The organism is Tsukamurella sp. NPDC003166, assembly GCF_040611135.1.
Taxonomy (GTDB): domain Bacteria; phylum Actinomycetota; class Actinomycetes; order Mycobacteriales; family Mycobacteriaceae; genus Tsukamurella.
The window spans coordinates 125,316-149,972 of the sequence record NZ_JBEXNL010000003.1 but is presented as its reverse complement, the minus strand read 5'-3'; the positions used below and the strand labels follow the sequence as shown (position 1 = coordinate 149,972).

Genomic DNA, 24,657 nt, shown 5'->3' with positions numbered 1-24,657 from the left:
GATCAGACTGACATGTCGTTCGTCCGGATGACTGCCGCGCGAACCCAGCGTTCGCCGGCCGAAACCGCGTACTGTGAATTCGCGACCACGTCATCAGGCGGCGGTGCGCCGGCGCCGAAGAGTTTCTCGGGAGGAATCACATGGGAGTCAGCCTCAGCAAGGGTGGAAACGTCTCGCTCAGCAAGGAGGCCCCCGGACTGACGGCGGTCGCCGTCGGGCTGGGCTGGGACGCGCGGAGCACGACCGGCGCCGACTTCGACCTCGACGCGAGCGCCCTGGCGGTCGACACCGCGAAGCGCGTGCTCAACGATCAGCACTTCGTCTTCTACAACAACCTGCGCTCGCCGGACGGCTCGATCGAGCACACGGGTGACAACCTCACCGGCGACGGCGACGGTGACGACGAGACCATCAACGTCAATCTGGCGGCCGTGCCGCCGCAGATCGATGCGATCGTCTTCCCCGTCTCGATCCACGAGGCGGACAACCGCGGCCAGTCCTTCGGCCAGGTCCGCAACGCCTACATCCGTGTGATCAACCAGGCCAACGGTCAGGAGGTCGCCCGCTACGACCTCTCCGAGGACGCGTCCACCGAGACCGCGATGGTCTTCGGCGAGCTGTACCGCCACGGCACCGAGTGGAAGTTCCGTGCCATCGGCCAGGGCTACGCCTCGGGCCTCGCGGGCATCGCGCGCGACTTCGGCGTGAACATCTGACATCAGGCCCGGATTCACCACCGGCCGATATCCGTTTCGTCGGTATAGTTCGAATCACACGCGGGGGCGGACCGGCGCCGTCGTGCAACTGGGAGGACCACGATCCATGGGCGTCAGTCTCGTCAAGGGCGGCAATGTCTCGCTCACCAAGGAGGCCCCCGGCCTCACCGCCGTCTCGGTCGGCCTCGGCTGGGACCTGCGCACCACCACCGGTGCCGACTTCGATCTCGATGCCAGCGCCATCGGCATCGACGCGAACCGGAAGGTCGCCTCGCCCGAGAACTTCGTCTTCTTCAACAACCTGCGCACGCCGGACGGTTCCATCGAGCACACGGGTGACAACCTCACCGGCGAGGGCGACGGTGACGACGAGGTCATCAAGGTGAACCTCGCCGCGATCCCGCCGAACGTCGAGGGCGTGGTCTTCCCCGTGTCGATCTACGACGCCGACAACCGTGGCCAGTCGTTCGGCCAGGTCCGCAACGCCTTCATCCGCGTCGTGAACCAGGCCAACGGCCAGGAGATCGCCCGCTACGACCTCTCCGAGGACGCGTCGACGGAGACCGCGATGGTCTTCGGCGAGCTCTACCGCAACGGCGCGGAGTGGAAGTTCCGCGCCGTCGGGCAGGGCTACGCCTCCGGTCTCGCGGGTATCGCGCGCGACTACGGCGTCAACGTCTAACTCCGACCTCACGCGGAGCGCGCAGACCCGGCGAGCGGACCACCGCCCGCCGGGTCTCGCGCTCCCGCAATCCTCCTTCGAAAGGCCGATGTGTTCCGCATCTTCGGACTCTCCTTCCTCGTCACCATTGCCGCGCTGGTGGTCGCCTTCCTCTACGGCGGGCCCCAGGCCCTCCTGCTGACCGCCATCCTGGGCATCCTCGAGGTCAGCCTCTCGTTCGACAACGCGGTGATCAACGCCACCGTGCTGCAGCGCATGAGCCAGTTCTGGCAGCGCATGTTCCTCACGGTCGGCGTCCTCATCGCCGTGGTCGGCATGCGCCTGGTGTTCCCCCTCGCGATCGTCTGGATCACCGCCGGTCTCGACCCGGTCAAGGCCATGGACCTCGCGCTCAACCCGCCCGCCGGCGGTGCCAAGTACTTCCCGGACGGCAGTGCGAGCTACGAGACCCTGATCACCGCGGCACACCCGCAGATCGCGGCCTTCGGCGGGATGTTCCTGCTGATGCTGTTCCTGGACTTCATCTTCGACGGTGAGCGTGAGCTCACCTGGCTCAGCTGGATCGAGCGGCCGCTGCAGAAGATCGGCGAGCTGGACCGCTTCCCGATCGTCGTCGCCCTCGTCGCTCTGGTCCTCACGGGCACGCTCGCCGCGCACACCGTCGACGAGTCGAAGACCGTGTTCATCGCGGGCATCCTCGGCACGGTGACCTATCTCGTGGTCAACGGCCTCGGCGAGTTCTTCCACGTCGAGGAGATGGAGGAGGAGGCGGAACGCGCCCGGTCCGGCCCCTCGGAACTGGCGAAGGTCACCGGCAAGGCCGCCTTCTTCCTGTTCCTCTACCTCGAGGTGCTCGACGCGTCGTTCTCGTTCGACGGCGTCATCGGCGCGTTCGCGATCACCGCGGATCCGATCATCATCGCCCTGGGCCTCGGTTTCATCGGCGCGATGTTCGTCCGCTCGCTCACGGTGTACCTGGTGGAGAAGGGCACGCTCTCGGAGTACGTGTACCTCGAGCACGGCGCGCACTGGGCCATCGGCGCGCTCGCCGGCATCCTGTTGTACTCGATCCACACCGAGGTGCCGGAGGTGGTCACCGGCCTCATCGGCGTGGTGCTCATCCTGGCCGCGCTCGCCTCGAGCATCGTCCGCAACCGTCGCGAGGGCGACGGTGCCGAGGGCGACGCCCCGGTGTCGGCTGCGCAGCGGATCGACGCCTGAGCCGGGTTCACCATGGCAGGTAGTGCGTTCCGTCGGCTGTTCGGTGGAGAGCCCGATCGCTCTCCATCGAACGCCGCGGGCGCCGGCGCCGTCGACACGGGCCTGACCAGCGCCTACCTCGACGCGGACCGTCGGTTCAGTTCGCTCGACGAGGACGTGCGCACCCTCTCCGCACAGAATCCCGGCGCCTCGGCCGTGCAGCAGTGGCCCGCCATCCGCGACCGCTTCGGCGGGGCCACCGAGCGGTACCTGTGGGCCAGCGGCAGCCAGTCCGGCACGCGCCCGCCCACGCCGCAGGATCAGGCCGCCACCGCCCGGGAGCTGTCCGACCTCGTCGCCGTCCTCGACCGCTTCCACAGCGACCACGAGCGCACCCTCGCCTCCGCGCGCGGGGCCCGGGCCAGCTCCGCGGCCCAGGAGCAGGCGGCGCGGGTCGCGGCGGAGCGCGCCACCGACCTCCTCGCCGCCCCCGCCACCGCGCCGTACCTGGGCCTGCGGCCGGTCATCCGGGCCACCGACGCCCTTGTGCTCGCCGTCCAGGCGCTCGACGGTGCGCCGGACCTCCCCGCCCGCGACGCCGCCGCGCAGAGCGTGCTGGAGAAGGCCGCGGAGCTCACCGCCGCCGTCGGCGCCGCCCCGCGGATCGGCGACGATGCGCAGCACGCACTGGCGGCGGCGGGCACGCGCCTGCAGGCCGTCCGCAACCGGGCCGCGGACATCGCCGACACCCGCTCCGCACTGCTGCGCGAGTTCAGCTCGGCCTGCTCGGCCGACCTCGTCGACAACGACAAGGTCGCGGAACGGGAGTCCGCAGCCGCGGAGACCGCCCTGGCCTCGGCCTCGAACAGCCTCCGCGCCGGCACCCCGGACCTGGCGCTCGAGGACGTCGCCGTCGCCCGCGATCACCTCGACACCGCCGACGCGGCGGTGAACGCGGTCGGCGAGAGACTCCGCACGCTGCGCGGGGTGAAGGCCGATCCCGCGGCGCGCGCCGATCGCACGCGCTTCGCGCTCCGCGACGCCCAGTTGCTCACCGTCCAGAAGCAGCAGGTCTACCGCTGGGGCAGCGTGCTCGACGCGCAGAACGCCCGCATCGAGCGCGCGATCGCCGATCTGGAGCGCGTGCACCCCGACTACTGGCAGTACCTGCAGACCCTCGCCGACATCGACCGCGTGATCGCGGACGCGGTGAACCGCATGCGGGGGCGGACGTGAGCACCCAGCTGCGCCATTTCCACCAGCTGCCGGACGAGGTTCGGCGGCGCCTGTTCCACCTGTCGCCGCAGCCCTTCGACCGCGCCACTTCCCGGGACGAGCTCGCGGTCGGGCTCGGCGCCACGCTGTACGTACCCGCGACCCGGCCGGACCTCGCCGGCACCATCCGTCGCCGCTGGTCCGACGGGGTGCTGTCCATGGTGATCGATCTCGAGGACGCCGTCGCCGACGACGAGGTCCAGCACGCGGTCCGGGCCGCCGCAGAGGCGCTGTCCGAGCTCGCCGACGGCCCGGGGCCGCTGCCGCTGCTGTTCCTCCGCCCGCGCACGACCGCCGAGACCCCCTCCCTGCTGGACGCGGTGGGCGACGGTGCGCGGGCCCTCACCGGGGTGGTCCTCCCCAAGTTCACCGCGGCCGCGGGACGCGACGCCCTCTCCGCCCTCGCGACCCGCGACGCGCACCTGTACGCCATGCCGGTCCTGGAGACCCCGTCGATCGTCTACCGCGAGAGCCGCGACGAGCATCTGGGCAGCATCAGCGAACTGCTCGCCGAGGAGCGCGAGCGGATCCTGGCCGTGCGGATCGGGGCCACCGACATGTCGGCCCTGTTCGGCATCCGGCGCGACCGCGACCTGACGATCTACGACGTGCACGTGGTCGCCGAGACCATCTCGGCGATCGTCAACCGGCTCGCGCGTTCCGACGGCACCGGCTTCGTGGTCACGGGTCCGGTGTGGGAGTACTTCGCCGATCACGAGCGCATGTTCCGTCCGTTGCTGCGCGCCACGCCCTTCGAGCGCAATCACGCCGCCCGCTTCCGCGAGAAGCTCGTCGGGCGCGACCTCGACGGGCTGCTCCGGGAGACGGCCCTCGATCGCGCGAACGGCCTGCACGGCAAGACGGTCATCCACCCGTCCCACGTCGCGGCCGTGCACGCGCTCTCGGCCGTGACGCACGAGGAGCACCAGGACGCGCTCGACGTCATGGCCGGCGCATCCGGCGGCGTCGGCGCGTCGCGCTACCGGAACAAGATGAACGAGATGAAGCCGCACCGGAATTGGGCTCGGCAAACGCTGATCCGGGCGGACATGTTCGGCGTGACCCGTCCCGAGGTCGGATTCGTCGACCTGCTCACCGCGCTGGTCGAGGAGCAGTAGATGCAGCCGCCGAACCTGTGCCGCGATCTCGGCATGCACGTGCACGGGGACGTCGCACTCGGTCGTCTCATCGCACCCGCACTGCGGCGCAATCCGCGCCGCGCGCACCTGCTCGTCTCGACGGTGCTCGGCAAGCACATCCCCGCGGAGCCCGCGGCGGTCCGGTCAGCGGCGGATCATCTCACCGACCTCGTGGCGCTGGAGCTGCACGGAGAGCCGTGCGTGGTCTTCGGGTTCGCGGAGACCGCGACCGGTCTGGGGCATTGCGTGGCCGCGCGCCTGGACGCCGCCGTGTACCTGCAGTCCACCCGGCGCACGGGGGCCACGGTGTACGGCGAGTTCACCGAGGGCCACTCGCACGCCACTTCGCACCTGTTGCAGCCCAGTTCGCCGGACCTGCTCTCCGCCGCCGACGTGCTGGTCCTCGTCGACGACGAGATCTCCACCGGCGCAACGGCGCTGGACTCGATCCGCGCGCTGCACGCGCTCGCGCCGCACCGCCGGTACGTGGTGGCCTCGCTGGTGGACGTCCGCTCGCCCGCCCGCGCCGCCGAGAACACGCGGGCGGCAGCCGATTCCGGACTCGACATCGTCTTCGTCGCGCTTGCGCACGGCACCGTCGACCTGCCGGACGGCCTGCCCGAGCGCGTGGCCGGGCTCCCCGCGACGCCCTTCAACCCCGTCGCGGGGCGGCGGGGCACCGTCGAGGTGCTGTCCGCCCCGTGGCCCTCGGACGTGCCCGACGGTGGCCGGCACGGCGTGCTCGCGGCCGACCAGTCGCGGCTGCGGGACGCCGCGGCGGAGGTCGCCGCGGAGCTCGCACCCCACCTCGACGGGCGGCCCGTGATCGTGATCGGCCACGAGGAGCTGATGTACCTGCCGCTGTGCGTCGCCGAGTCATTGGCCGCCGACGGTCACCGGGTGCGGTTCCAGACCACCACGCGCTCACCGGCACTCGTGCGCGACGAGGACGGGTACCCGCTGCGGAGGGGATTCGAATTCCTCTCCCCCGAGCCGGATCCCGAGGCGCCACGCCGGTACCTGTACAACGCCCAGTGGGCCGGCGAGGAGGCGCGGATCGTGCTCATCGTCGACTCACCCGCCGACACCGATCGGCTGCGCGCACCGGGTGGCCTCCTCGACGTGCTGGCCGCGGCCGGGCACGACGTGCTGGTCGCCATCGTCCCCGCGTCCGACCAGTCCGAGCTCGCCGCCGCCCGCGCCGAAGCGGCGCAACAATGACCGCGATCACCCCGCCGCTGCGCGGGCCCGGGTTCGGCTCGTACGCACCGGACGAGGTGACCTGGCTGCTCAAGGACCTCTCCCACGTGGCACTGGAGGCCGACATCGCCGAGCGCGAGCGCCGCATCCAGTCGGGCGAGGCACACTACGCCGAGTCGCTGCCCGTCGAGTACCAGCCGAGCGCGGAGTACCGGGCCCTGTTCGACGCGGCGCTCGCCGGCTCCGCACCCCGGCTCGCGGAGGCCGTCGGCACGGTGACGGAGCTGCTTCTCGCCGAGCGCGGGCACGATCTCGTCCTGGTCTCGCTCGCGCGGGCGGGCACGCCGGTCGGGATCCTCGTGCGCCGCTGGGCCCGGCGCTTCCACGGACTCGGCCTCCCGCACTACGCCGTGTCCATCGTGCGCGGGCGGGGCATCGACCACGCGGCGCTGGATCACCTGGTGGCACACCACGACCCGGCCTCGATCGTGTTCGTGGACGGCTGGACCGGCAAGGGCGCGATCACACGTGAGCTCGCGGAGGCCCTCGACGAGTACGCCGCCGCCACCGGGATCCGGCTGAACCCGGATCTCGCGGTGCTCGCCGACCCGGGCCACTGCGTGCGCACCTTCGGCACCCGCGACGACTTCCTCATCGCGTCGGCGTGCCTGAATTCGACGGTGTCCGGCCTGGTATCGCGGACGGTCCTGAACGCCGACCTGATCGGGCCGGACGAGTTCCACGGGGCCAAGTTCTACGCCGAGCTCGCGCCCTACGACGTCTCCGGAGTCCTCCTCGACGCCGTCGCCGCCGCCTTCGACGGTGCGGCTCCCGCCGCGCGCGTCGCGGCCGCGCGGCTCGTCGCCGATCCTGCCTCACGCGAACCCGATTGGTCCGGGTGGGCAACGGTCGAACGCGTCCGCGAGGCGTACGGCGTCTCGACCGCGAATCTGGTCAAGCCCGGGATCGGCGAGACCACGCGGGTGTTGCTGCGGCGGGTGCCGTGGCGCGTGCTGTTGCGCGACCCGGACGATCCCGACCACCGGCACATCCGCCGCCTCGCCGCCGAGCGCGGCGTACCGGTGGAGATCGTGCCGGATCTGGCGTACGCGTGCATCGGCCTGATCAAGGAGGACTCGTGATCGCCTTCGTCACCAGCGATCTCGACCGCACCCTGATCTACTCCAGGGCCGCCGCCGGCCCGGGATTCGACATCCACGACCCGGTGTGCGTGGAGATGTACCGCGATGCGCCCCTGTCGTACATGTCCGCGGCGTCGCACGCCGGCCTGGCCGCGCTCGCCGCCGCGACTCCCGTGGTGCCCACGACCACCCGCACGCCCGAGCAGTACCTCCGGGTACGGCTGCCGGGCGGGCAGGCCCGATACGCCGTCTGCTCCAACGGTGGCGAGATCCTGGTCGACGGCGCTCCGGACCCGCTGTGGCAGGACCACGTCCGAGGCCTGCTCGCTGCACTCCCGGCGGATCTCGATGCGATCGCCGCCGAACTCGAGCTCCGGCTGGAACCCGCGTGGGGCGCGCGGCTGCGACTCGTTCCGGGCCTGTTCGCCTACGTGGTCTCCGACGTGCGGATCCCGGCCGAGGCCGTGGCCGCGTGGCGAGCGTACTGCACGCCCCGCGGGTGGACGGTCTCGCAGCAGGGCCGCAAGTTCTACACGATCCCCGCATCGGTCACGAAGTCCCGTGCCGCCCAGGAGGTCCGACGACGCCTGGTCGAGTCCGGCGCTCTCGAACCCGGAGCGCGCTGGCTGGCCGCGGGCGACGGGGCCCTGGACGCGGATCTGCTCGAGGCCGCCGATGGCTCGATCCGGCCCCGGCACGGCGAGCTGGAGGAACTGGGCCTCTCCCTGCCCCACCTCGCGCTCACCGCATCAGCCGGCATCGGCGCCGGCGCCGAGATCGTCGCCTGGCTCACCGCCGCATGCGCCACCGCAACCGCTGTACCCGTCCCCGATCCGATCAAGGAGATCCGATGACCGCACTGTCCAAGGGCCAGAACGGGCCGCTGCCCGCCGGGCCGGTCACCGTCACCGTCGAACTGCCGGCCCCCGCGGATGTCTCCGCCCTGCTGGTCACCGAGAGTGGGAAGGTGCGCTCCGACGCCGATTTCGTGTTCTTCAACCAGCCCACCGGCCCCGGCGTGAGCCTGCAGAACGGCGCACTGCGGATCGACGGCTCCCAGCTGCCCGCCGACATCGCGCAGGTCCGCGTCGCGATCACACTCGACGATGCGTCGTCCTCGTTCGGGCGGTTCGGCGCTCCCGTCGCGCGGGTCGCCGACGGTGCCGGAACCCCCCTCTACGATTACGCCGTCGACGGCCTGCGCAGCGAGTCGGTGGTGATCGCGGTCGAGGTGTACCGGCGCGGCGCGGACTGGAAGGTCCGCGCCGTGGGACAGGGCTACGCGGGCGGCTTCGCGGACATGGTGCGCGACCACGGCGTCAGCGTCGACGACGCACCCGCCGCGCCGGCCCCCGCAGCGACACCGCCGCCCGTACCCGAGCAGCGCGCGCCGCAGCCCACGCCACCGCAGCCCACGCCACCGCAGGCCGCGGCACCGTCGAGCCCCGTACCGCCCACCCCGACGCAGAACACACCTCCGGCCCCGTCGAGCACGCCGATCGACTACTTCGCGAGCGGTACGGCACCGTCGGCGCCGGCGGGCAGCGCGCCGGTCGACTACTTCAACGGCCCTGCCCCGCAGGCACCCCCGCAGCAGCCCTTCACCCCCACCGCGCAGTTGGCCGGACAGCAGCCGCCGCCCGGCAGCGGGGAGATCAGCCTCACGAAGAACCGGCGCGTGGACCTCACGAAGGGCCAGAAGGTGGTGCTGCGCAAGGACGGCGGCGTGCAGCTCACCCGGATCGCCATGGGACTCGGGTGGGACCCGGTGCGCAAGCAAGGCCTGTTCGGGGCGAAGAGCAAGGACATCGACCTCGACGCCTCCGTGGTGATGTTCTCCGGACAGCAGAAGGTCGACACCGTCTACTTCGGCGACCTGCGCTCCAAGGACGGCTCGATCCAGCACCAGGGCGACAACCTGACCGGCGCGGGCGACGGCGACGACGAGGTGATCAATGTCGACCTGCCCGCGGTGAATGCGGCGGTCACGTCCCTGGTGTTCATCGTGACCTCGTACCAGGGACAGAAGTTCGATCAGGTGGACAACGCGTACTGCCGGCTCGTTGACTCCACGACCGGCGTCGAGTTGGCGCGGTTCGCCCTCGCGGGCGGCATGCCTTACACCGGGATCGTCATGTGCACCATCGGGCGTCAGGGCGGCGAGTGGAAGCTGCAGGCGATCGGCGAGTGCATCAACGCCAAGACCCCGCGCGACGCGGTCCCGCAGCTGACGCGCTTCCTGGCGTGACGCCCGGGAGGATCGACCCCGCTGGGCGAGGTCGATCCTCCCCGGGACACGGCCGGGCTAGGTGCTCGCGGCGAGCTTCTTGGTGCGCAGGTACAGCACCGCGCAGATCGCGGCGAAGACGACGACGCCCAGCACCTCGCCCCCGTGCAGCCATCCCTCCCCGATGAAGGGCAGCGCCAGCGGCTCGTCCTTGTTGGTCGCCACCACGATGCCGGCGTAGACCACGCCGAACAGCGACTCGCCGACGATCAGGCCGGTCGCGAGCAGCGTGCCGAGCCGCTTGCGGGCCTCGGCACCGTCGCCGGATCGGTCGGCCCAGCGGTTGTAGAAGAAGCCGAGCAGGGCGCCCACGGGGATCATCAGGGTCACGCTCATCGGCAGGTACATGCCCATGCCCACGGCCAGCGGAGGGAGCCGGAACTTCGAGAATCGGCCCATCACCTCGTCGAGCACGATCACCACCGCGCCGATGAGCGCGCCGAGACCGATGAGACCCCAGTCGAGGTCTCCGCCGAAGACGCCCTTGGACAGGTCCGCCAGGAGCGATGCCTGGGGCGCCGAGAGCGCGGTCTTCTCGTCCGCGCCGGGGGCTCCCGCGAATCCGAAGCCGCTCTGCAGGAGTCCGAGCACCGGCGGGATGATCGCAGCGCCGAACCCGACCCCGATCACGAGCGCGACCTGCTGCTTCCACGGTGTCGCGCCGACGAGCTGACCCGTCTTGAGGTCCTGCAGATTGTCATTGGAGATCGTGGCGATGCTGAAGACGATCGCCGCGGTGAACAGTGTGAACGCCACCAGCCCGTCGGCCGTGGTCCCCTCCGCCGGGCCGTACACCACGCGGATCAGCAGCGCGGCGGCGAGCACCACCAGGATGCCGACGCCGGAGACCGGACTGTTCGACGCGCCGATCAGGCCGGCCATGTAGCCGCACACCGACGCCACGACCAGGCCGAGCACCAGGATGAACAGGATGCTGGTGAGGATGATCCCACCCGAGCCCCCGCTCAGTGGGTTGCTGTCGGAACCCGCCTTCGGGTCGGCGGTGAAACGCCACAGGAGCAGCCCGATCGGGATCATCGACAGCAGTACGACGCCCGCGACGTAGGGGAAGGGCATGTCGCGCTCAGTGATGTCCACCAGTTCGCCCTCGCGCCGCTTGCGCGAGCTCGCGATCGAATCGGCGATGCCCTTGAGGACGGGGCCGAGGATCTTGATCAACGTCCAGACCGCGGCGATGGCGATCGCGCCGGCGCCGATGAGCCGGATGTCGTGCTTGAAGGTCGCGTTGATCACCTTGCTGATGTCCGCCACGCCATCGAGGTCGCCCGCGGTCCAGATCGGTAGGAGCACGAAGTAGGAGATGACGAGGCCGACGATCATCGCGATACCCACGGTGATGCCCACGAGGTGACCGACGCCGATGAGCGCGAAGGAGAGACCCGGCACGAACACCGTGCCACCACTGCCGACCCGCAGGGTGGCCGACAGCCCTTCGGCCACGATCTTCATCTTCGCGAGCAGTACATATCCGGCCGACGCCACGGAGCCGAGCAGGATCAGCCGCAGGCCGCGCTTGTTCTCGGTGGCCCCCTCCGCCGTGTCGCCGACCTTGAGCACCTCGGCGGCCGCGACACCCTCGGGGAACGGCAGGTCCGAACCGGTGACCAGCGCGCGACGCAACGGGATGGAGTACATGACGCCGAGCACGCCGCCCACGAAACACACGAGCATGGTGATCCAGTAGGGGAAGCCCTGCCACCACCCGATCATGACGAGACCGGGGAGGATGAAGACGATCGCCGACAGCGTGCCCGCCGCCGACGCGATCGTCTGGACGATGTTGTTCTCCACGATGGAGTGGTTCGCGAAGTAGCGCAGCAGCGCCATCGAGATGACGGCGGCGGGGATCGACGTGGCGAAGGTCAGGCCGACCTTCAAACCCAGGTAGGCGTTCGCCGCGGTGAACACGAGCGTGATGAGGCCGCCGAGGACGACGGCGCGGGCCGTGAACTCCCGCATGCCGGATCGCGGCTCGGCGGTGAGCGGAGTGGACATGGTGCTATCCCTTCAAAAGGACGGTGGCCTGTTCGGCCGAACGTGAAAACCCTAGGTCCAAGCACGCGATCGTACGACGGGAACGCGCCAGGTCGTGCGGCGTGGTCACGAGTCGTAAGGTGGACGGGTGCGATTCGGAGTCGTGATCCTGCCCCAGTACCCCTGGCCCGAGGCCCGTCGCCGCTGGCGGAAGTCGGAGGAGCTGGGCTTCGACCACGCCTGGACCTACGACCATCTGTCGTGGCGCACCCTCGCCGACCAGCCGTGGGGAGCGACGATCCCGCTGCTCACCGCCGCGGCCACCGCCACCGAACGGATCCGGCTGGGCACCTTCGTGACCTCCCCGAACTTCCGGCACCCCGTGCCCTTCGCGAAGGATCTCGCGAGCGTCGACGAGATCTCGGGCGGTCGCCTCCTCCTGGGGATCGGCTCCGGCGGTACGGGATTCGACGCCTTCGTGCTCGGACAACCCGAGCTCACCCCGCGCGAACGACACGAGCGGTTCGTCGAGTTCACGCGCGACCTCGACGTCCTGCTCCGGTTCGAGCAGGACGGGCCCCTCTCCTTCGACGGTCCGCGCTACCGCGCCGTGGACGCGCGCATGGTCGGGACTCCGGCGCAGTCCCCGCGCATGCCCTTCGTACTCGCGGCCAACGGCCCGAAGGGCCTACGGCTCGTGGCCGAGCAGGGGCAGGGCTGGGTCACCACCGGGCCCGACGGTGACGGTGGTAACGCCTGGTGGTCCCGCGTCGCGGAGCTCGGCAAGCGCCTCGACGACGCACTCGACGGTGCCGGACGTGCTCCCGGGAGCATCGACCGCTACCTGTCGATCGACTCCGGCGGGACCTACTCGCTGAGCTCCACCGATGCGGCCGACGATGCCGTGGGCCGCGCCGCCGAGCTCGGCTTCACCGACGTGATCCTGCACTGGCCGCGTGCCGACGAGCCCTACGAGGGCACGGAGGCCGCCCTCGACGCCTTCGCCGCCCGGCACCTGCAACGCTGACTGCGGCTCCGGGTTCCGCCGTGCGCCAACGGTTCTCCATCCAGTGGTGCCGGTCACTCACGCGACGGGACCGGCACCGTCGCATATGTGCCTAATATCGACATCATGACTCCCGCGCCCGAAGCCCCCGACGCACCGTCGACGCCGGCCTCCGAGGCCGCGCTCGACGACCTCGCCGCGCGGCTGCGTCCGCCCCTCCTGCAGCTGCACTTCCTGGTCCGGCGCAACACGCCGGGGCCGGACCTGACGCCCGCGCAGCAGGCCGCGCTGCAGAGCCTGCTGCGGCTCGGCCCCGTCCGGATGGGCGAACTCGCCCGTTACCTGCGGATCCGTCTGCCCTCGGCGACGAGCGCCGTCGACGGGCTGGAACGGCTGGGCCTCGCCGAGCGCAACCCCGATCCCGATGACGGCCGGGCGGTGGTGGTCCAGCTCTCCGAGCACGGCACCCGGTTGACATCCGAGTTGATCGCGGCGCGCAACACGATGCTCGCAGGGCACCTGACCGAGCTCACCGAGGCCGAGCGCCGCAGCCTGGATGCGGCGGTGCCCGCTCTGAACCGACTGATGGAGCTGTACCGGGACGCGACCTGACGCGACCGCACTGAGGACCCCTGAGCAATCGGTCACACCGGCTTGTCTATTACCCGAGGTAATAGTTAGACTTTCGTAGTAACCGAGAGGAGCTGCGATGACGATCACCGCCGAACGTAACCAGACAGAGCACGCGCACCCGAGCCTGCGTGACACCCTGTCCCATCAGCCCAAGGCGGTGTGGGTCACGGCGTTCGCCGCGGTCATCGCGTTCATGGGGATAGGGCTCGTCGATCCGATCCTGGTGTCGATCGCGGAGTCGCTGCACGCCACGCCCAGCCAGACGACGCTGCTGTTCTCGTCCTACCTCGGCGTGCAGGTCGTGGCGATGCTGTTCATCGGCTGGTTCACCTCGATGTTCGGCGCCAAGCGCACCGTGATCGCGGGCCTGCTGCTCATCGTCGTCGCCGCCGCGGCCTGCGCCCTCGCGAATTCGATCGGCGTGCTGGTGGCCTGGCGCGCAGTCTGGGGCCTAGGCAACGCGCTGTTCATCGCCACGGCGCTGGCCGTGATCGTCGCCGCCGCCACCGGCGGCCAGCAGGGTGCGATCCTGCTCTACGAGGCCGCGCTGGGCGTCGGCCTGGCCGTCGGCCCTCTGCTGGGCGCCGTCCTCGGCGGCGTCTCGTGGCGCGGACCGTTCGCCGGCACCGCCATCCTCATGCTGATCGGCGCCGTCCTGTGCGCCACCATGCTGCGCTCCGACGCGGCCGAGGCCAAGGAGAAGCGGCAGCGCGAGGGCGTCGTCTCGCCCCTGGCACCGCTCAAGGCCCTGCGTCAGCGCGGCCTGTTCCTCACCGGCCTCGGCTCGGCGTTCTACACCGCCGCCTTCTTCACCATCCTCGCCTGGTCGCCGTTCGTGCTGCATCAGAGCGCGTACTTCGTGGGCGCCGTGTTCGTCGGCTGGGGCCTGCTGGTGGCCGTGAGCGGCGTGTGGCTCGCCCCCAAGGTGGCCGCCTCGCTCGGCGAGCGAGCGGGATCGATCGTCGCGGTGCTCGTCTACGGCGCGCTGCTCGTGGTCGCGGCCGTGGGCCACGGATGCGTGCCCGTCGTGGTCACCGTCGTCGTGCTCTCCGGCATCCCGTCGGGCGTGCTGAACACCCTGTTCACCGGTACCGCGATGTCCATCGCCGATGCGCCCCGCCCCGTCGCCAGCGCCGGCTACAACTTCCTCCGCTGGGCCGGCGGCGCTCTCGCCGCGACCTTCGTCGCGCACTTCGCGAACTGGTTCGGTAGCCCGGCCGCGCCCTTCTACATCGGCGCCGGCGCCTGCGTCGTGGCAGCGGTGATCCTCACCCGGGTCCGCGGGTCGAAGGCCGACTCGCGCACCGTCCCCGCCGAGGCCGCGCTGGTGGGCGACGCGGAGTTCTGATCGTCTCCCCGCGAGAACCCCGGCGAATCACCAGGATTCGTCCGGGGTTCTCGCGCGTATGCACGTTGGGTACCGTGAGGGGATGACCGACGACGCCCGTCCCCTCGCCCTCGTCACCGGCGCCTCCCGCGGCCTCGGCCTCGCGATCGCGCGGGAGTTGGCCCCGTCGCACCGCCTCCTGCTGGGCGGCCGGCCCTCAGCCGCACTCGACGCCGCCGCCGCCGAGTTCGACGGTGCCGGCGCTTTTCCCGCCGACCTGACCGACGGTGCCGCGGTCGCGGCCCTGGCCGCGCCCGTCGACCGGCTGGACGTCCTGGTGCACAACGCCGGGCTCGGCCGGATCGGGCGCATCGAGGACACGCCGGCCGCGGACTGGCGCGACATGTTCGAGGTCAATCTGCTCTCCGTCGTCGAGCTGACCAAGGCCCTGCTGCCCGCGCTGCGTGCTTCGGGCGGGCACGTCGTGCTGATCAACTCCGGCGCGGGCAAGCGGGCCAACCCCGGCTGGGGCGCGTACGCAGCGAGCAAGTTCGGGCTGACCGCGTTCGCGGAGGCGCTCCGCGCCGAGGAACCGGAGCTCCGCGTGACCAGTGTGTTCCCGGGCCGCATCGACACCGAGATGCAGCAGGACATCTTCGCCGCCGAGGGCCGCGAGTACTCGGCCGAGGGGCTCCTACGCCCCGAGACGGTGGCTGCCGCCGTCGCCCAGGCCGTAGCGACCGCCGGTGACGCGCACCCGACGGAGATCGTGCTCCGTCCCCGCTGAGGCCCGCCGCCGGGGCCCTCGGGCGTAGGGTCGGAGGGGTGAGCGCCGAGCTGTGGGCCCAGACGGACGACTACCTCGAACGGTCGGTGGCACCGGATGCCGCCGCCTTCGCGCCGATCCGCGATGCGCAGGCCGCGGGCGGGCTGCCCGATATCGCAGTGTCCCCCACGCAGGGCAAGTTCCTCTACCTGCTCGCGTCCATCGCCCGCGCCGAGCGCGTACTCGAGATCGGCACCCTGGGCGGCTACAGCACGGCGTGGCTGGCCCGCGCCGTCGGGCCCGAGGGCACCGTCCTCACTCTGGAGTACTCGCCCGAGCACGCAGCGGTCGCGCGTGCGAGCCTCGCCGCCGCCGGGCTCGGCGAGCGAGTGGACATCCGGGTCGGCGCCGCCCTCGACTCGCTGCCCTTCATCGACGGTCCGTTCGGGCTGGTGTTCATCGACGCCGACAAGGCGAACAACCGCGCCTACCTCGACTGGGCGCTGCGGCTCAGCGCACCCGGCACCGTCATCGTGCTCGACAACGTAGTGCGGCGGCTGCAGGACGAGGGCCCCGACGCCGACGGCATCCGCGGCGCCCTTGAGCGGCTCGGCTCCGACCCGCGGCTCGACGCCACCGCGCTGCAGACCGTGGGCATCAAGGGCTGGGACGGCCTCGCGATGGCCGTCGTGCGCTGATCAGGAGCCGAAGCCCGGCACCGTGATCGGGGACTTGTACAGCGAGTTCACTCGCTCACCGGCCAGCCATGCGGTGAGGCGTTCGGCCTCATTGTTCAGGGCCTCGCGCGCGGCCCGGGGCGTCCCCGCCGGGAGCACCGGGTCGACGGTGCCCTCCTCGTCCTGGATGTACGCCCCGATGATCCGGCCGTCCCACCACGCCGTGGTTCCCGCATTGCCCGCCCGGTCGTAGATCGCCGGGTAGAAGCCCGGGTCGAGATAGAAGTCGCGCTCCTTCCACCCCATCGACGTGGGGTCGAGCGCCGGCAGCAGCGCCGCCCAGGGCTCGACGGACTCGACCGGATCCTCGTCCTCCGGCAGCACCCAGCCCGTGGCGCCACGCTCGAGTTGCACTGGCACCGCGCCGATGTCGGCGATCGCCCGCCGGATCACCGCCTTGGTGGAGCCGAACCACCACACCACATCGGTCTCCGTGGCGGGTCCGAAGGCACGCAGGTACTCCCGCACCAGTTCGGCATAGCCCTCAGCCGCGTCCGCGTGCTCCGTCGGCGCACCGAGCCAATCCTCGGCACGTGCCCAGAGATTCCGGTTCACCCGCCAGTGGCTGGCATTGCGCGCGCGGGCGAGATCACCCGTCGCGCCGAGCCAGGTGAGCACGCGCGGCGCGAGATGCTGATCGCCGCCGTACTTCTTGCCCTCGAACCGGGAGATCTGCCCGGTCAGTTCGGGCACGGTCTCGCGCAGTTCCTGCGCACTGAGTTCGCGGCCGCGTAGGGCGTCGAGGACCGCCGCACGGGCCTCCGCGAGCCAGGCGGCACCTTCGGCGGCGATCCCGCCGGCCTCGACGTCCTTGCGCACCTTGGCATGCTCCTGTGCAGCCACCCGCGCCGACGGTCCGCCCAACGCGGCGGGGAGCGCCGCCCGGGGGAACACGAACATGGTGCGCCGCATCGCGAGTTGCTTGACGAGGCTCCGCTCGGCGTACAGCTCGCGCTCGAGATCGCCGATCGCGAAGGCTCCCAGGCGTGCCCGCAACGACAGGTAGGGCGTGGCGGGCTCGGTGGCGTGCAGCGCGACCACCGACCGGACCGCCTCCCCGATCGACCCGGCGGAGCGGGCGAGCGCGTGGTTGCGTGCCATCCGGGCACGACGTTCCGCATCGTCGATCAGGCGCATCCGGGTGCCTCCTCTCCCGACCCCCAGGCTAGAGCATGATCCGCACCGGGAACATCAGTTCTCATGCATGGCACTAGATCGAATGTCGTGGCGTGCCCTGCTCGCGCGCTCCAGTACTCGCGCTGAGAACCGGTGAACAGACACAGCGCCCTACCACGGGGCCCGGCCATGAGCTGCTCAGCGAGAGGACTCATGGCCGGACTCCGCTGCTAAGGAACGATGTTGACGAGTTTGCCGGACACCACGATCACCCTGCGCGGGGCACCGTCGAGCAACTCGGCGACCTTGGGCTCCGCCAGGGCGGCGGCCTCGAGGGCGGCGTCGGAGGCGTCGGCGCCGACGGTGATCCGGGCGCGGACCTTGCCCTTCACCTGCACCGGGATCTCGACGGTGTCCTGCACCAGCCACTGATCCTCGGCACGCGGGAACGGGCCGTGTGCGAGTGACTCGGTGTGGCCCAAGCGGTTCCACAATTCCTCCGCGATGTGCGGGGCGACCGGGGCCAGCATCAGGGCGAGCGGCTCGGCCAGGGCACGAGGCGCACCGCCCGGGTAGGCCTTCGTGAGGTGGTTCGTCAGCTCGATCAGCTTGGCGATGGCGGTGTTGTCGCGCATCTCCGCGTAGTCCTCGCGCACCCCGGCGATCGTCTTGTGCAGCACGCGCATCGACTCGTCGGACGGGGTCTCGTCGGTGACGCGGACCGTGCCGGTCTCCTCGTCGATCACGGCACGCCACGCACGCTGCAGGAAGCGTTGCGCACCCACGACGTCCTTCGTGGCCCACGCGCGATCCTGATCCAGTGGCCCCATGGACATCTCGTACACCCGCAGGGTGTCGGCACCGTAGTCCCGGGCGATCTCGTCCGGTGCCACGGAGTTCTTCAGGGACTTGCCCATCTTGCCGTACTCGCGGTTCACCTCCTGATCGCCCAGGAAGAACGTGCCGTCGCGCTCGACCACCTCGTCGGCCTGAACGTAGACGCCGCGGGAGTCCGTGTAGGCGAAGGCCTGGATCATGCCCTGGTTGAACAGCTTCCGGTAGGGCTCCCGCGAGGTCACGTGACCCAAGTCGAAGAGCACCTTGTGCCAGAACCGGGCGTACAGCAGGTGCAGCACCGCATGCTCGACGCCGCCCACGTACAGGTCCACGCCGCCCGGGTCCTGCGGGCCGTTCACCTCGGGCCGCGGGCCCATCCAGTACGCCTCGTTCTCCTTGGCGCAGAAGGTCTCCGTGTTCGTCGGATCCACGTAGCGCAGCTGGTACCACGAACTTCCGGCCCACTGCGGCATGACATTGGCGTCGCGGGTGTAGTCCTTGAGCCCGTCGCCCAGGTCCAGCTCGACGTGCAGCCAATCCGTGGCCTTCGCCAGCGGGGGAGAGGGCTGCGAGTCGGAGTCCTCGGGATCGAAGGCCACGGGAGCGTAGTCCTTCACCTCCGGAAGCAGAACCGCCAGTTCGGATTCCGGAAGGGCGTGGGGCGCACCGTCGGCATCGAAGACGATGGGGAAGGGCTCGCCCCAGTACCGCTGGCGCGCGAACAGCCAGTCGCGCAGCTTGTACTGCACCGTGCCCTCGCCGGCGCCGGACTTCTCGAGGAAGGCGATGACGGCGGCCTTGGCCTCCGCGATGGGAAGGCCGTTGATGTCCAGCTCGGCGTTGGCGGAGTTCACCGCGGGGCCCTCGCCCGTGTACGCCTCGTCGGTGACGCCGGCCTCGCTGCCGACCACCTCGACGATGGGCAGGCCGAACTTCGTGGCGAACTCGTGATCGCGCACGTCGTGGCCGGGGACGGCCATGATCGCGCCGGTGCCGTAGCCCATGAGCACGTAGTCGCCGATGAACACGGGAACCTGCTCGCCGTTCACCGGATTGACAGCCGTGGTGCCCAGGAAGACGCCCGTCTTCTCCTTGCCCTCCTGGCGCTCCAGGTCGGACTTCGCGGCGATCGACGCGCGGTACGCGGCGACGGCCTCAGCGGGGGAGCCGGCGCCGCCCGTCCACCGCTCATCGACCTCCGACGGCCATGCCGTCGCGGTCAGCACGTCGACCAGCGGATGCTCGGGGGAGAGCACCATGTAGGTGGCGCCGAACAGCGTGTCCGGGCGGGTGGTGAACACCTCGATCCGCTCGCCGGCGGCGGTGAAGGCGACGCGCGCTCCGCGGCTGCGGCCGATCCAGTTGCGCTGCATGGACTTGACCTTCTCGGGCCAGTCCAGCACGGCCAGGTCGTCGATCAGCCGATCCGAGTAGGCGGTGATCCGCATCATCCACTGCCGCAGCTGCTTGCGGTAGACGGGGAAGTTACCGCGCTCGCTGCGGCCGTCCGCCGTGACCTCCTCGTTCGCGAGCACAGTGCCCAGGCCCGGGCACCAGTTCACCAGCGAGTTGCTTTCGTAGACCAGACGATGATCGTCGAGGACGGCGGCGCGCTCGGGCACCGTCAGGCCCGACCACTCGCGGCCGTCGGGCACGGCGCGGGTCCCCGAAGCGAACTCCGCCTCCAGCTCCGCGATCGGCCGCGCGCGGTCCTGGGCGGCGTCGTACCAGGAGTTGTAGATCTGCAGGAAGATCCACTGGGTCCAGTGGTAGAACTCCGGGTCGGTCGTCGAGACGCGGCGGCGCTCGTCGTGGGCCAGGCCGAGCGTGGCGATCTGCTCCAGGTAGCGCTCGATGTTCTTCTCGGTGGTCACCCGGGGGTGCGTGCCGGTCTGCACGGCGTACTGCTCGGCGGGCAGGCCGAATGCGTCGAAGCCCATCGTGTGCAGCACGTTGGCGCCGTTCATCCGGTGGTACCGGCCGTAGACGTCCGTGGCGATGAAGCCCAGCGGGTGACCCACGTGCAGGCCCGCGCCCGACGGGTACGGGAACATGTCGAGCAGGAACAGCTTCTCGGCGGGGAGCGCGTCGTCGCCCCGCAGCGGCCCGACGGGGTTCGGGGCGTTGAACACGCCGCCCTCGCGCCACTCATCGCGCCACCGCTGCTCGATCGCGCCCGCGAGCTCGGCCGTGTACCGGTGGGCGGGGCCGGCCGAGGGAGTCTGTTCACCGTTCTGCGTCACCCCACCAGCGTAAACAGCCCGGGCCCGTCACCTCTGCGCGGGCCCGCGCGCGGCGGCGGCCACCCCGGAAGCGGGGAGGGCGCACCGATCCCGGACGGATTTGCGCAGGTCTCTAGACTGGACGGGTGTTCGTGCTGGTTGTGATCCTCGCTCTGGCCGCGGTGGCGGCCGTCATCGTGGGCGGCGCCGGGCTCGCCGGCCGTCTCCCGGAGAACGGCATCGTCGGCGTCCGCACCGAGCAGACCCTCTCCGACCCGCTGCTGTGGCGCACCGCCAACCGCGTCGCCGGACCGGGCCTCGTGGCCGCGGGTGTCATCTTCGGCGCCGGCGCCCTGGTCGGCGTGGCGATGGACGCCCCCTGGTCGTTCATCGCGGTCGCGGTGGCCGTGGTCGCAGGCCTCTTCCTCGCCGGCTTCGGCGCCCTGCAGGGCGCCCGCGCGGCGTCCATCCAAGCGCGCCTGCAGATGCCCCAGGCCACCTGCTGCAGTGCCGATGAGGCACCGTCGGACGACCCCGCGGACGATTGCGGCGTGACCGGCGGCTGCGGCGCGTGTGCCCTCAAGGGCATGTGCGACCACGAGGCACGCCCGGCGTAGCCCATGCGCAAGCTCCTCGACAAGCTGTCGATCGACGGCTTCATCCTGGCGATCTTCGCCGCAGTGGGCGTCGCGGCGCTGTTCCCGGCGACGGGTCGCGCGGAGCCGGTCGTCGACGACGCGGTGACCGTGGCCATCGCGATCCTGTTCTTCCTCTACGGCGCGCGGATCCACCCGCGAGAGGCCATCGCCGGCCTGCGGCACTGGCGCCTGCACGTGGTGATCCTGAGCTTCACCTTCGTGGTGTTCCCGATCATCGGTGTGCTGCTGCGGTTCGCGCCGGAGGTACTGCTGCGGCCGGAACTGTACGCGGGCTTCCTGTTCCTGACGCTGCTGCCGTCGACGGTGCAATCGTCCATCGCGTTCACGTCGATCGCGGGCGGCAACGTGCCCGGAGCGATCGTCAGCGCCTCGGTCTCGAACCTGCTCGGCGTGTTCGTCACGCCGCTGCTCGTGCTGGCCCTGATGGCCACCACCGGCGAGGTGACCTTCCACAGCAGCTCGATCGTGGACCTGTGCCTGCAACTGTTGCTGCCCTTCCTCCTCGGCCAGCTGCTGCGGCCCTGGGCGGGCGGATTCGTGAAGAAGCACGCGGCGGCGCTGAAGTACGTGGATCGCGGGTCGATCGTGCTGGTGGTCTACTCCGCGTTCTCGGCGGGCATGCGCGAGCACATCTGGAGCCAGGTCTCCTGGGCGGGCGTCGTGCAGCTGATCGTACTGTCGGTGGCGCTGGTGCTGCTCATGCTGTGGATGACGCGCGCGACCGCGGAGAAGCTCGGCTTCGACCGCGCAGACATGATCGCGATCCAGTTCTGCGGCACCAAGAAGTCGATGGCCACCGGCCTGCCGATGGCCGCCGTGCTCTTCGCCGGGCAACCCGTGGGCCTGCTGGTGCTGCCGCTCATGATCTTCCACCAGATCCAGCTGATGATGTGCGCGTGGCTGGCCGCCCGGTACGGGCGGGAGCTGGAAGCGGAGACCGTCCCCGCCTGATGCATTCACAATTTTGGGTCCTGACGGGTCAGAGGTGTTCGTGCGCACCTCCGAGGCCGTAGAACCCGACATCGTGAACCAGTCAGGCCACCGGGGCCTGCTCCGCGACCTTCGCGAGCGTCGGCTCCATCGTCCGCAAGAACCACGCGCGACTCAGCGACGTGGGCTGGTAGACGGAGTACGTGAGGTCGAGGTCCGCGACCACCGCGGTGCCGCGCTGCACCTGGGGCAGGGCCGAGTAGCCCGGCAGCCGCAGTAGGTCCTCGCCCGTCGCGCCGTTGGGGTATATCGCCATGAAATCGGCGGCCACCTTGGGGAGGAGCTCCAGCGAGACCATCCCGCGCGTCGCGGGGTTGACGAAGCGCGGCTCCCCGCGGATGGCCTTCGGCACCGTCAGGCCCAACTCCGCGAAGAAGCTGTTCGTCGGGTCCTCAGGACCGGCGATCACGTTGAAGCTCGACGCCGCGGCGGCGTACTGCGCGACGAATCCGGTCTTGCCCTTCAGCCCCGGATGCTTGCTCGCGAACGCCGCGACGGCGTCGTGATCGGCGGCGATCACCCGCTTCGCCTCGGCCTCCTTGCCGAGGATCCTCCCCAGGGCGAGGAGCTGGGCGTCCCAGCCCGAATCCTTGCCCGTCGCGGCGATACCGCCCAGCACCTTGGTCACACCGCTCACCGCGGTGACGTTCGCGCCCTTCATCACGCGGTGGTCCCCCACGACGAGGTCCGGCTTGTACTTCGCGATCTCCTCGGCGGGAAGGCTCGTGCCGGACGCCGTGATCACCGGCACGTCCTTGAGCAGCTCCCGCTGCCACGCCGCCGGCAGCGGCTGCGTCAGCTGCACGATCGCGACCGGCTTGATTCCCAGAGCCAGCACATTGTCGATCGAATACCCCTGCGCCACGATCCGTTTCGCGCCGACCGGGTACTCCACCGTCCCGTTGGCCTGCGCGATCGAGACCGTGGAGGCCGACGGTGCCGCGGTCCCCGTCGGGCTCGATCCGCAGCCCGCGAGCACGGCGAGGGCGGCGACGACGCCGGCGATCCGCTTCATCACGCCACCGCCGGCTGCGTCGCGACCTTCGCGAGCAGCGGCTCGATCTTCGTCAGGATCCACGCGCGGCTCAGTGGGGTCGGCTGGTTCATGGACACGATGGTGTGCAGGTCGGAAACCAGCGTGGTGCCGCTCACCACCTGGGGAAGGCCCGCGTACCCGGGGAGCCGCTGCAGGTCGGCCTCGCCGGCACCGTTGGGGTAGATCGCCATGAAGTTCGCGCCGATCGTCGGCAACTGCTCCAGCGACACCGGGGCGCGGCCGCCCTGGATCGTGGTGTTCGCCGAGAACGCCGGGTTTTCCCGGATGCCCTTCGGCAGGTTCATGCCGAGCTCGGCGAAGAACCGGTTCGTCGGGTCGTTCGCCTGGGCGACGAGGTTGAAGTTGCTGGACGCGGCGATGTACTGCGCGACGACGGCGGTCTTGCCGTCGAGGCCGGGATTGCGCGTGCGCACCGCCGCGACGTTCGCCTTGTCGTCGGCGATCACCTTCGACGCCTCCGCCTGCTTCCCGAGAATCTGTCCGAGCGCCTCGAGCTGCACATCCCACGCCGCCTTGGAGCCATCCTTGTCGATGCCACCGAGCACCTTCGAGACGGGGGCGAGCCGGTCGTAGTTGGTGGACACGACCTGGTTGTCGCCGACGAACAGATCCGGGCGGTACTTGGCCACCTCCTCGACGGGGACGGTCCGCTTGTCGGGCATCTTGATGATCGGGACACCGTCCAGCCTGTTCCCGTGCCAGGGCGCGGGGAGCGGGATCTGCCCCTCGATCACGGCCGCTGGCTTGATGCCGAGCGCGAGCAGATTGTCGATCGAGTAGCCGGCGGCGACGATGCGCGTGGGCCCGACGGGGAACTCCGTGACGCCCTGGACCTGCGTGATCGTCACCGTCTTGGCAGCGGGAGCGGCACCGTCGGAGCCCGAACCACCGCACGCCGCCGTGACGAACCCGACCACCGAAACCGCTGCGACTAACGCCGTCGTGCTCCGCTTCATGAACCCTCCTGAGTGCCAGGAAGGTAAGACTAGCCTAATTTACGATCAGTTGACGGAGACGTCCACCGGATGGGTCGCCAGCAGGGACGTGGGGAAGCCCTGGCGGCGCAGGACCTTGCCCCACAGATCCACCCGCGCGGGCACCAGAACGTCGGTGTGCAGCGAACCGCAGGGGATCCAGTCGTCGCGGTCGAGCTCGTCGTCGAGCTGGCCCATGCCCCAGCCGCTGTAGCCGGCGAACACGCGCACACCGTCGAGCAGCTCGTCCATCATCTCGACGTCCGAGTCCAGGTCCACCAGCACGACCCGTCCGGACACCGGCTGCAATCCGCGAATACCGCTGACGTCGACGCCCGCCTTCACGACACCCAGGCACAGGGCCGCCGATTGATTGACGGGACCGCCGACGAACACGGCCTTCGGCTTGGCCGCGAGGTCGTGCCACTGGGGGAGGACGCCGTGCACCGCGGACTCGCTCGGGCGGTTGAGGACCACCCCCAGGCTGCCCGACTCGTTGTGCTCGATGAGATACACCACCGTGCGGGAGAAGGTGGGCTCGATCAGCTCGGGCGAGGCCACCAGGAGCGTGCCGGACGACACGTCGAAACCCGCGCCCGCCGGTTCACCGGAGGACGCGTCCCGGGGAGCGGACTCATTCGAACGATCGGGACCCACACCCCCATCATGGCACGCGGAACAGCAATGGGGTCCGCCG

Annotated in this window: 22 protein-coding genes; 16 read left to right on the top strand and 6 right to left on the bottom strand. The window is 70.5% G+C overall.

The genetic code is table 11. The features are described from left to right. The first annotated feature begins 140 nt into the window (after positions 1-140). The 9 genes from ABZX10_RS04945 to ABZX10_RS04905 all read left to right on the top strand — a co-directional run bounded on the left by ABZX10_RS04945 (position 141) and on the right by ABZX10_RS04905 (position 9,602). Positions 141-716: a TerD family protein gene (locus ABZX10_RS04945; protein ID WP_355535146.1), complete on the top strand. Its 576-nt coding sequence runs from the start codon at positions 141-143 to the stop codon at positions 714-716. Between the two features lie 106 nt (positions 717-822). Continuing rightward, entirely contained in the window at positions 823-1,398 is a 576-nt protein-coding gene (locus ABZX10_RS04940) for a TerD family protein (protein WP_355535143.1), read from the top strand. 90 nt (positions 1,399-1,488) lie between these two features. Further along, on the top strand, positions 1,489-2,619 hold the full coding sequence (locus ABZX10_RS04935; RefSeq protein WP_355535140.1) for a DUF475 domain-containing protein: 1,131 nt from the start codon (positions 1,489-1,491) through the stop codon (positions 2,617-2,619). Between the two features lie 12 nt (positions 2,620-2,631). Beyond that, entirely contained in the window at positions 2,632-3,834 is a 1,203-nt protein-coding gene (locus tag ABZX10_RS04930; protein ID WP_355535137.1) for a hypothetical protein, read from the top strand. Continuing rightward, positions 3,831-4,991 (top strand): HpcH/HpaI aldolase/citrate lyase family protein, encoded by a 1,161-nt coding sequence (locus ABZX10_RS04925; RefSeq protein WP_355535134.1) that lies wholly within the window; start codon positions 3,831-3,833, stop codon positions 4,989-4,991. The genes ABZX10_RS04930 and ABZX10_RS04925 overlap by 4 nt, the downstream gene beginning before the upstream one ends. Continuing rightward, entirely contained in the window at positions 4,992-6,233 is a 1,242-nt protein-coding gene (locus ABZX10_RS04920) for a phosphoribosyltransferase family protein (protein WP_355535131.1), read from the top strand. It begins immediately after the preceding gene. Positions 6,234-6,238: 5 nt separating this feature from the next. Then, a complete protein-coding gene (locus tag ABZX10_RS04915; RefSeq protein WP_355535681.1) occupies positions 6,239-7,354 on the top strand; it encodes a cysteine protease StiP family protein in 1,116 nt (371 codons plus the stop codon). Further along, positions 7,351-8,208 carry an HAD family hydrolase gene (locus ABZX10_RS04910; protein ID WP_355535128.1) on the top strand — a complete coding sequence of 286 codons (858 nt, stop codon included), beginning with the start codon at positions 7,351-7,353 and terminating at the stop codon, positions 8,206-8,208. Before ABZX10_RS04915 ends, ABZX10_RS04910 begins: the two co-directional genes overlap by 4 nt. Then, positions 8,205-9,602, top strand: coding sequence for a TerD family protein (locus ABZX10_RS04905; RefSeq protein WP_355535125.1), 1,398 nt, complete (start codon positions 8,205-8,207; stop codon positions 9,600-9,602). The genes ABZX10_RS04910 and ABZX10_RS04905 overlap by 4 nt, the downstream gene beginning before the upstream one ends. A 57-nt stretch (positions 9,603-9,659) precedes the next feature. Here the strand turns inward: ABZX10_RS04905 and ABZX10_RS04900 are convergent, their stop codons facing one another. Continuing rightward, positions 9,660-11,657 (bottom strand): oligopeptide transporter, OPT family, encoded by a 1,998-nt coding sequence (locus tag ABZX10_RS04900; protein WP_355535122.1) that lies wholly within the window; start codon positions 11,655-11,657, stop codon positions 9,660-9,662. Between the two features lie 127 nt (positions 11,658-11,784). Here ABZX10_RS04900 and ABZX10_RS04895 point away from each other — a divergent pair, with 127 nt between their 5' ends. The 5 genes from ABZX10_RS04895 (at position 11,785) to ABZX10_RS04875 (ending at position 16,066) form a co-directional block, all read left to right on the top strand. Beyond that, positions 11,785-12,663: an LLM class flavin-dependent oxidoreductase gene (locus ABZX10_RS04895; protein WP_355535120.1), complete on the top strand. Its 879-nt coding sequence runs from the start codon at positions 11,785-11,787 to the stop codon at positions 12,661-12,663. Positions 12,664-12,768: 105 nt separating this feature from the next. Then, the gene (locus tag ABZX10_RS04890) at positions 12,769-13,254 is read left to right on the top strand and encodes a MarR family transcriptional regulator (RefSeq protein WP_355535118.1); all 486 of its coding nucleotides are present in this window, start codon (positions 12,769-12,771) and stop codon (positions 13,252-13,254) included. Between the two features lie 97 nt (positions 13,255-13,351). Then, entirely contained in the window at positions 13,352-14,623 is a 1,272-nt protein-coding gene (locus ABZX10_RS04885; RefSeq protein ID WP_355535116.1) for an MFS transporter, read from the top strand. 82 nt (positions 14,624-14,705) lie between these two features. Then, positions 14,706-15,389, top strand: a complete 684-nt coding sequence (locus tag ABZX10_RS04880; protein ID WP_355535114.1) for an SDR family oxidoreductase — start codon at positions 14,706-14,708, stop codon at positions 15,387-15,389. Between the two features lie 38 nt (positions 15,390-15,427). Beyond that, positions 15,428-16,066, top strand: coding sequence for an O-methyltransferase (locus ABZX10_RS04875; RefSeq protein WP_355535112.1), 639 nt, complete (start codon positions 15,428-15,430; stop codon positions 16,064-16,066). On the opposite strand, the gene ABZX10_RS04870 is transcribed toward ABZX10_RS04875, so the two are convergent. Both ABZX10_RS04870 and leuS read right to left on the bottom strand, forming a co-directional pair. Next, positions 16,067-17,242 (bottom strand): winged helix DNA-binding domain-containing protein, encoded by a 1,176-nt coding sequence (locus ABZX10_RS04870; RefSeq protein ID WP_355535110.1) that lies wholly within the window; start codon positions 17,240-17,242, stop codon positions 16,067-16,069. Positions 17,243-17,451: 209 nt separating this feature from the next. Next, positions 17,452-20,301 carry a leucine--tRNA ligase gene (leuS, locus tag ABZX10_RS04865; RefSeq protein ID WP_355535108.1) on the bottom strand — a complete coding sequence of 950 codons (2,850 nt, stop codon included), beginning with the start codon at positions 20,299-20,301 and terminating at the stop codon, positions 17,452-17,454. A 125-nt stretch (positions 20,302-20,426) separates the two neighbouring features. Between leuS and ABZX10_RS04860 the strand changes: the two genes are divergently transcribed. Next, positions 20,427-20,897: an SdpI family protein gene (locus ABZX10_RS04860; RefSeq protein WP_068745862.1), complete on the top strand. Its 471-nt coding sequence runs from the start codon at positions 20,427-20,429 to the stop codon at positions 20,895-20,897. 3 nt (positions 20,898-20,900) lie between these two features. After that, entirely contained in the window at positions 20,901-21,890 is a 990-nt protein-coding gene (locus ABZX10_RS04855) for a bile acid:sodium symporter family protein (RefSeq protein WP_355535105.1), read from the top strand. Positions 21,891-21,972: 82 nt separating this feature from the next. Here ABZX10_RS04855 and ABZX10_RS04850 read toward each other — a convergent pair whose 3' ends face one another. The 3 genes from ABZX10_RS04850 to ABZX10_RS04840 are packed head-to-tail and all read right to left on the bottom strand — an operon-like array spanning position 21,973 to position 24,617. Continuing rightward, the gene (locus ABZX10_RS04850; RefSeq protein ID WP_355535103.1) at positions 21,973-22,944 is read right to left on the bottom strand and encodes an ABC transporter substrate-binding protein; all 972 of its coding nucleotides are present in this window, start codon (positions 22,942-22,944) and stop codon (positions 21,973-21,975) included. Beyond that, positions 22,944-23,942 carry an ABC transporter substrate-binding protein gene (locus tag ABZX10_RS04845; RefSeq protein WP_355535101.1) on the bottom strand — a complete coding sequence of 333 codons (999 nt, stop codon included), beginning with the start codon at positions 23,940-23,942 and terminating at the stop codon, positions 22,944-22,946. The genes ABZX10_RS04850 and ABZX10_RS04845 overlap by 1 nt, the downstream gene beginning before the upstream one ends. A 45-nt stretch (positions 23,943-23,987) precedes the next feature. Beyond that, positions 23,988-24,617, bottom strand: coding sequence for a YqgE/AlgH family protein (locus tag ABZX10_RS04840; RefSeq protein ID WP_355535099.1), 630 nt, complete (start codon positions 24,615-24,617; stop codon positions 23,988-23,990). Positions 24,618-24,657 lie beyond the last annotated feature (40 nt).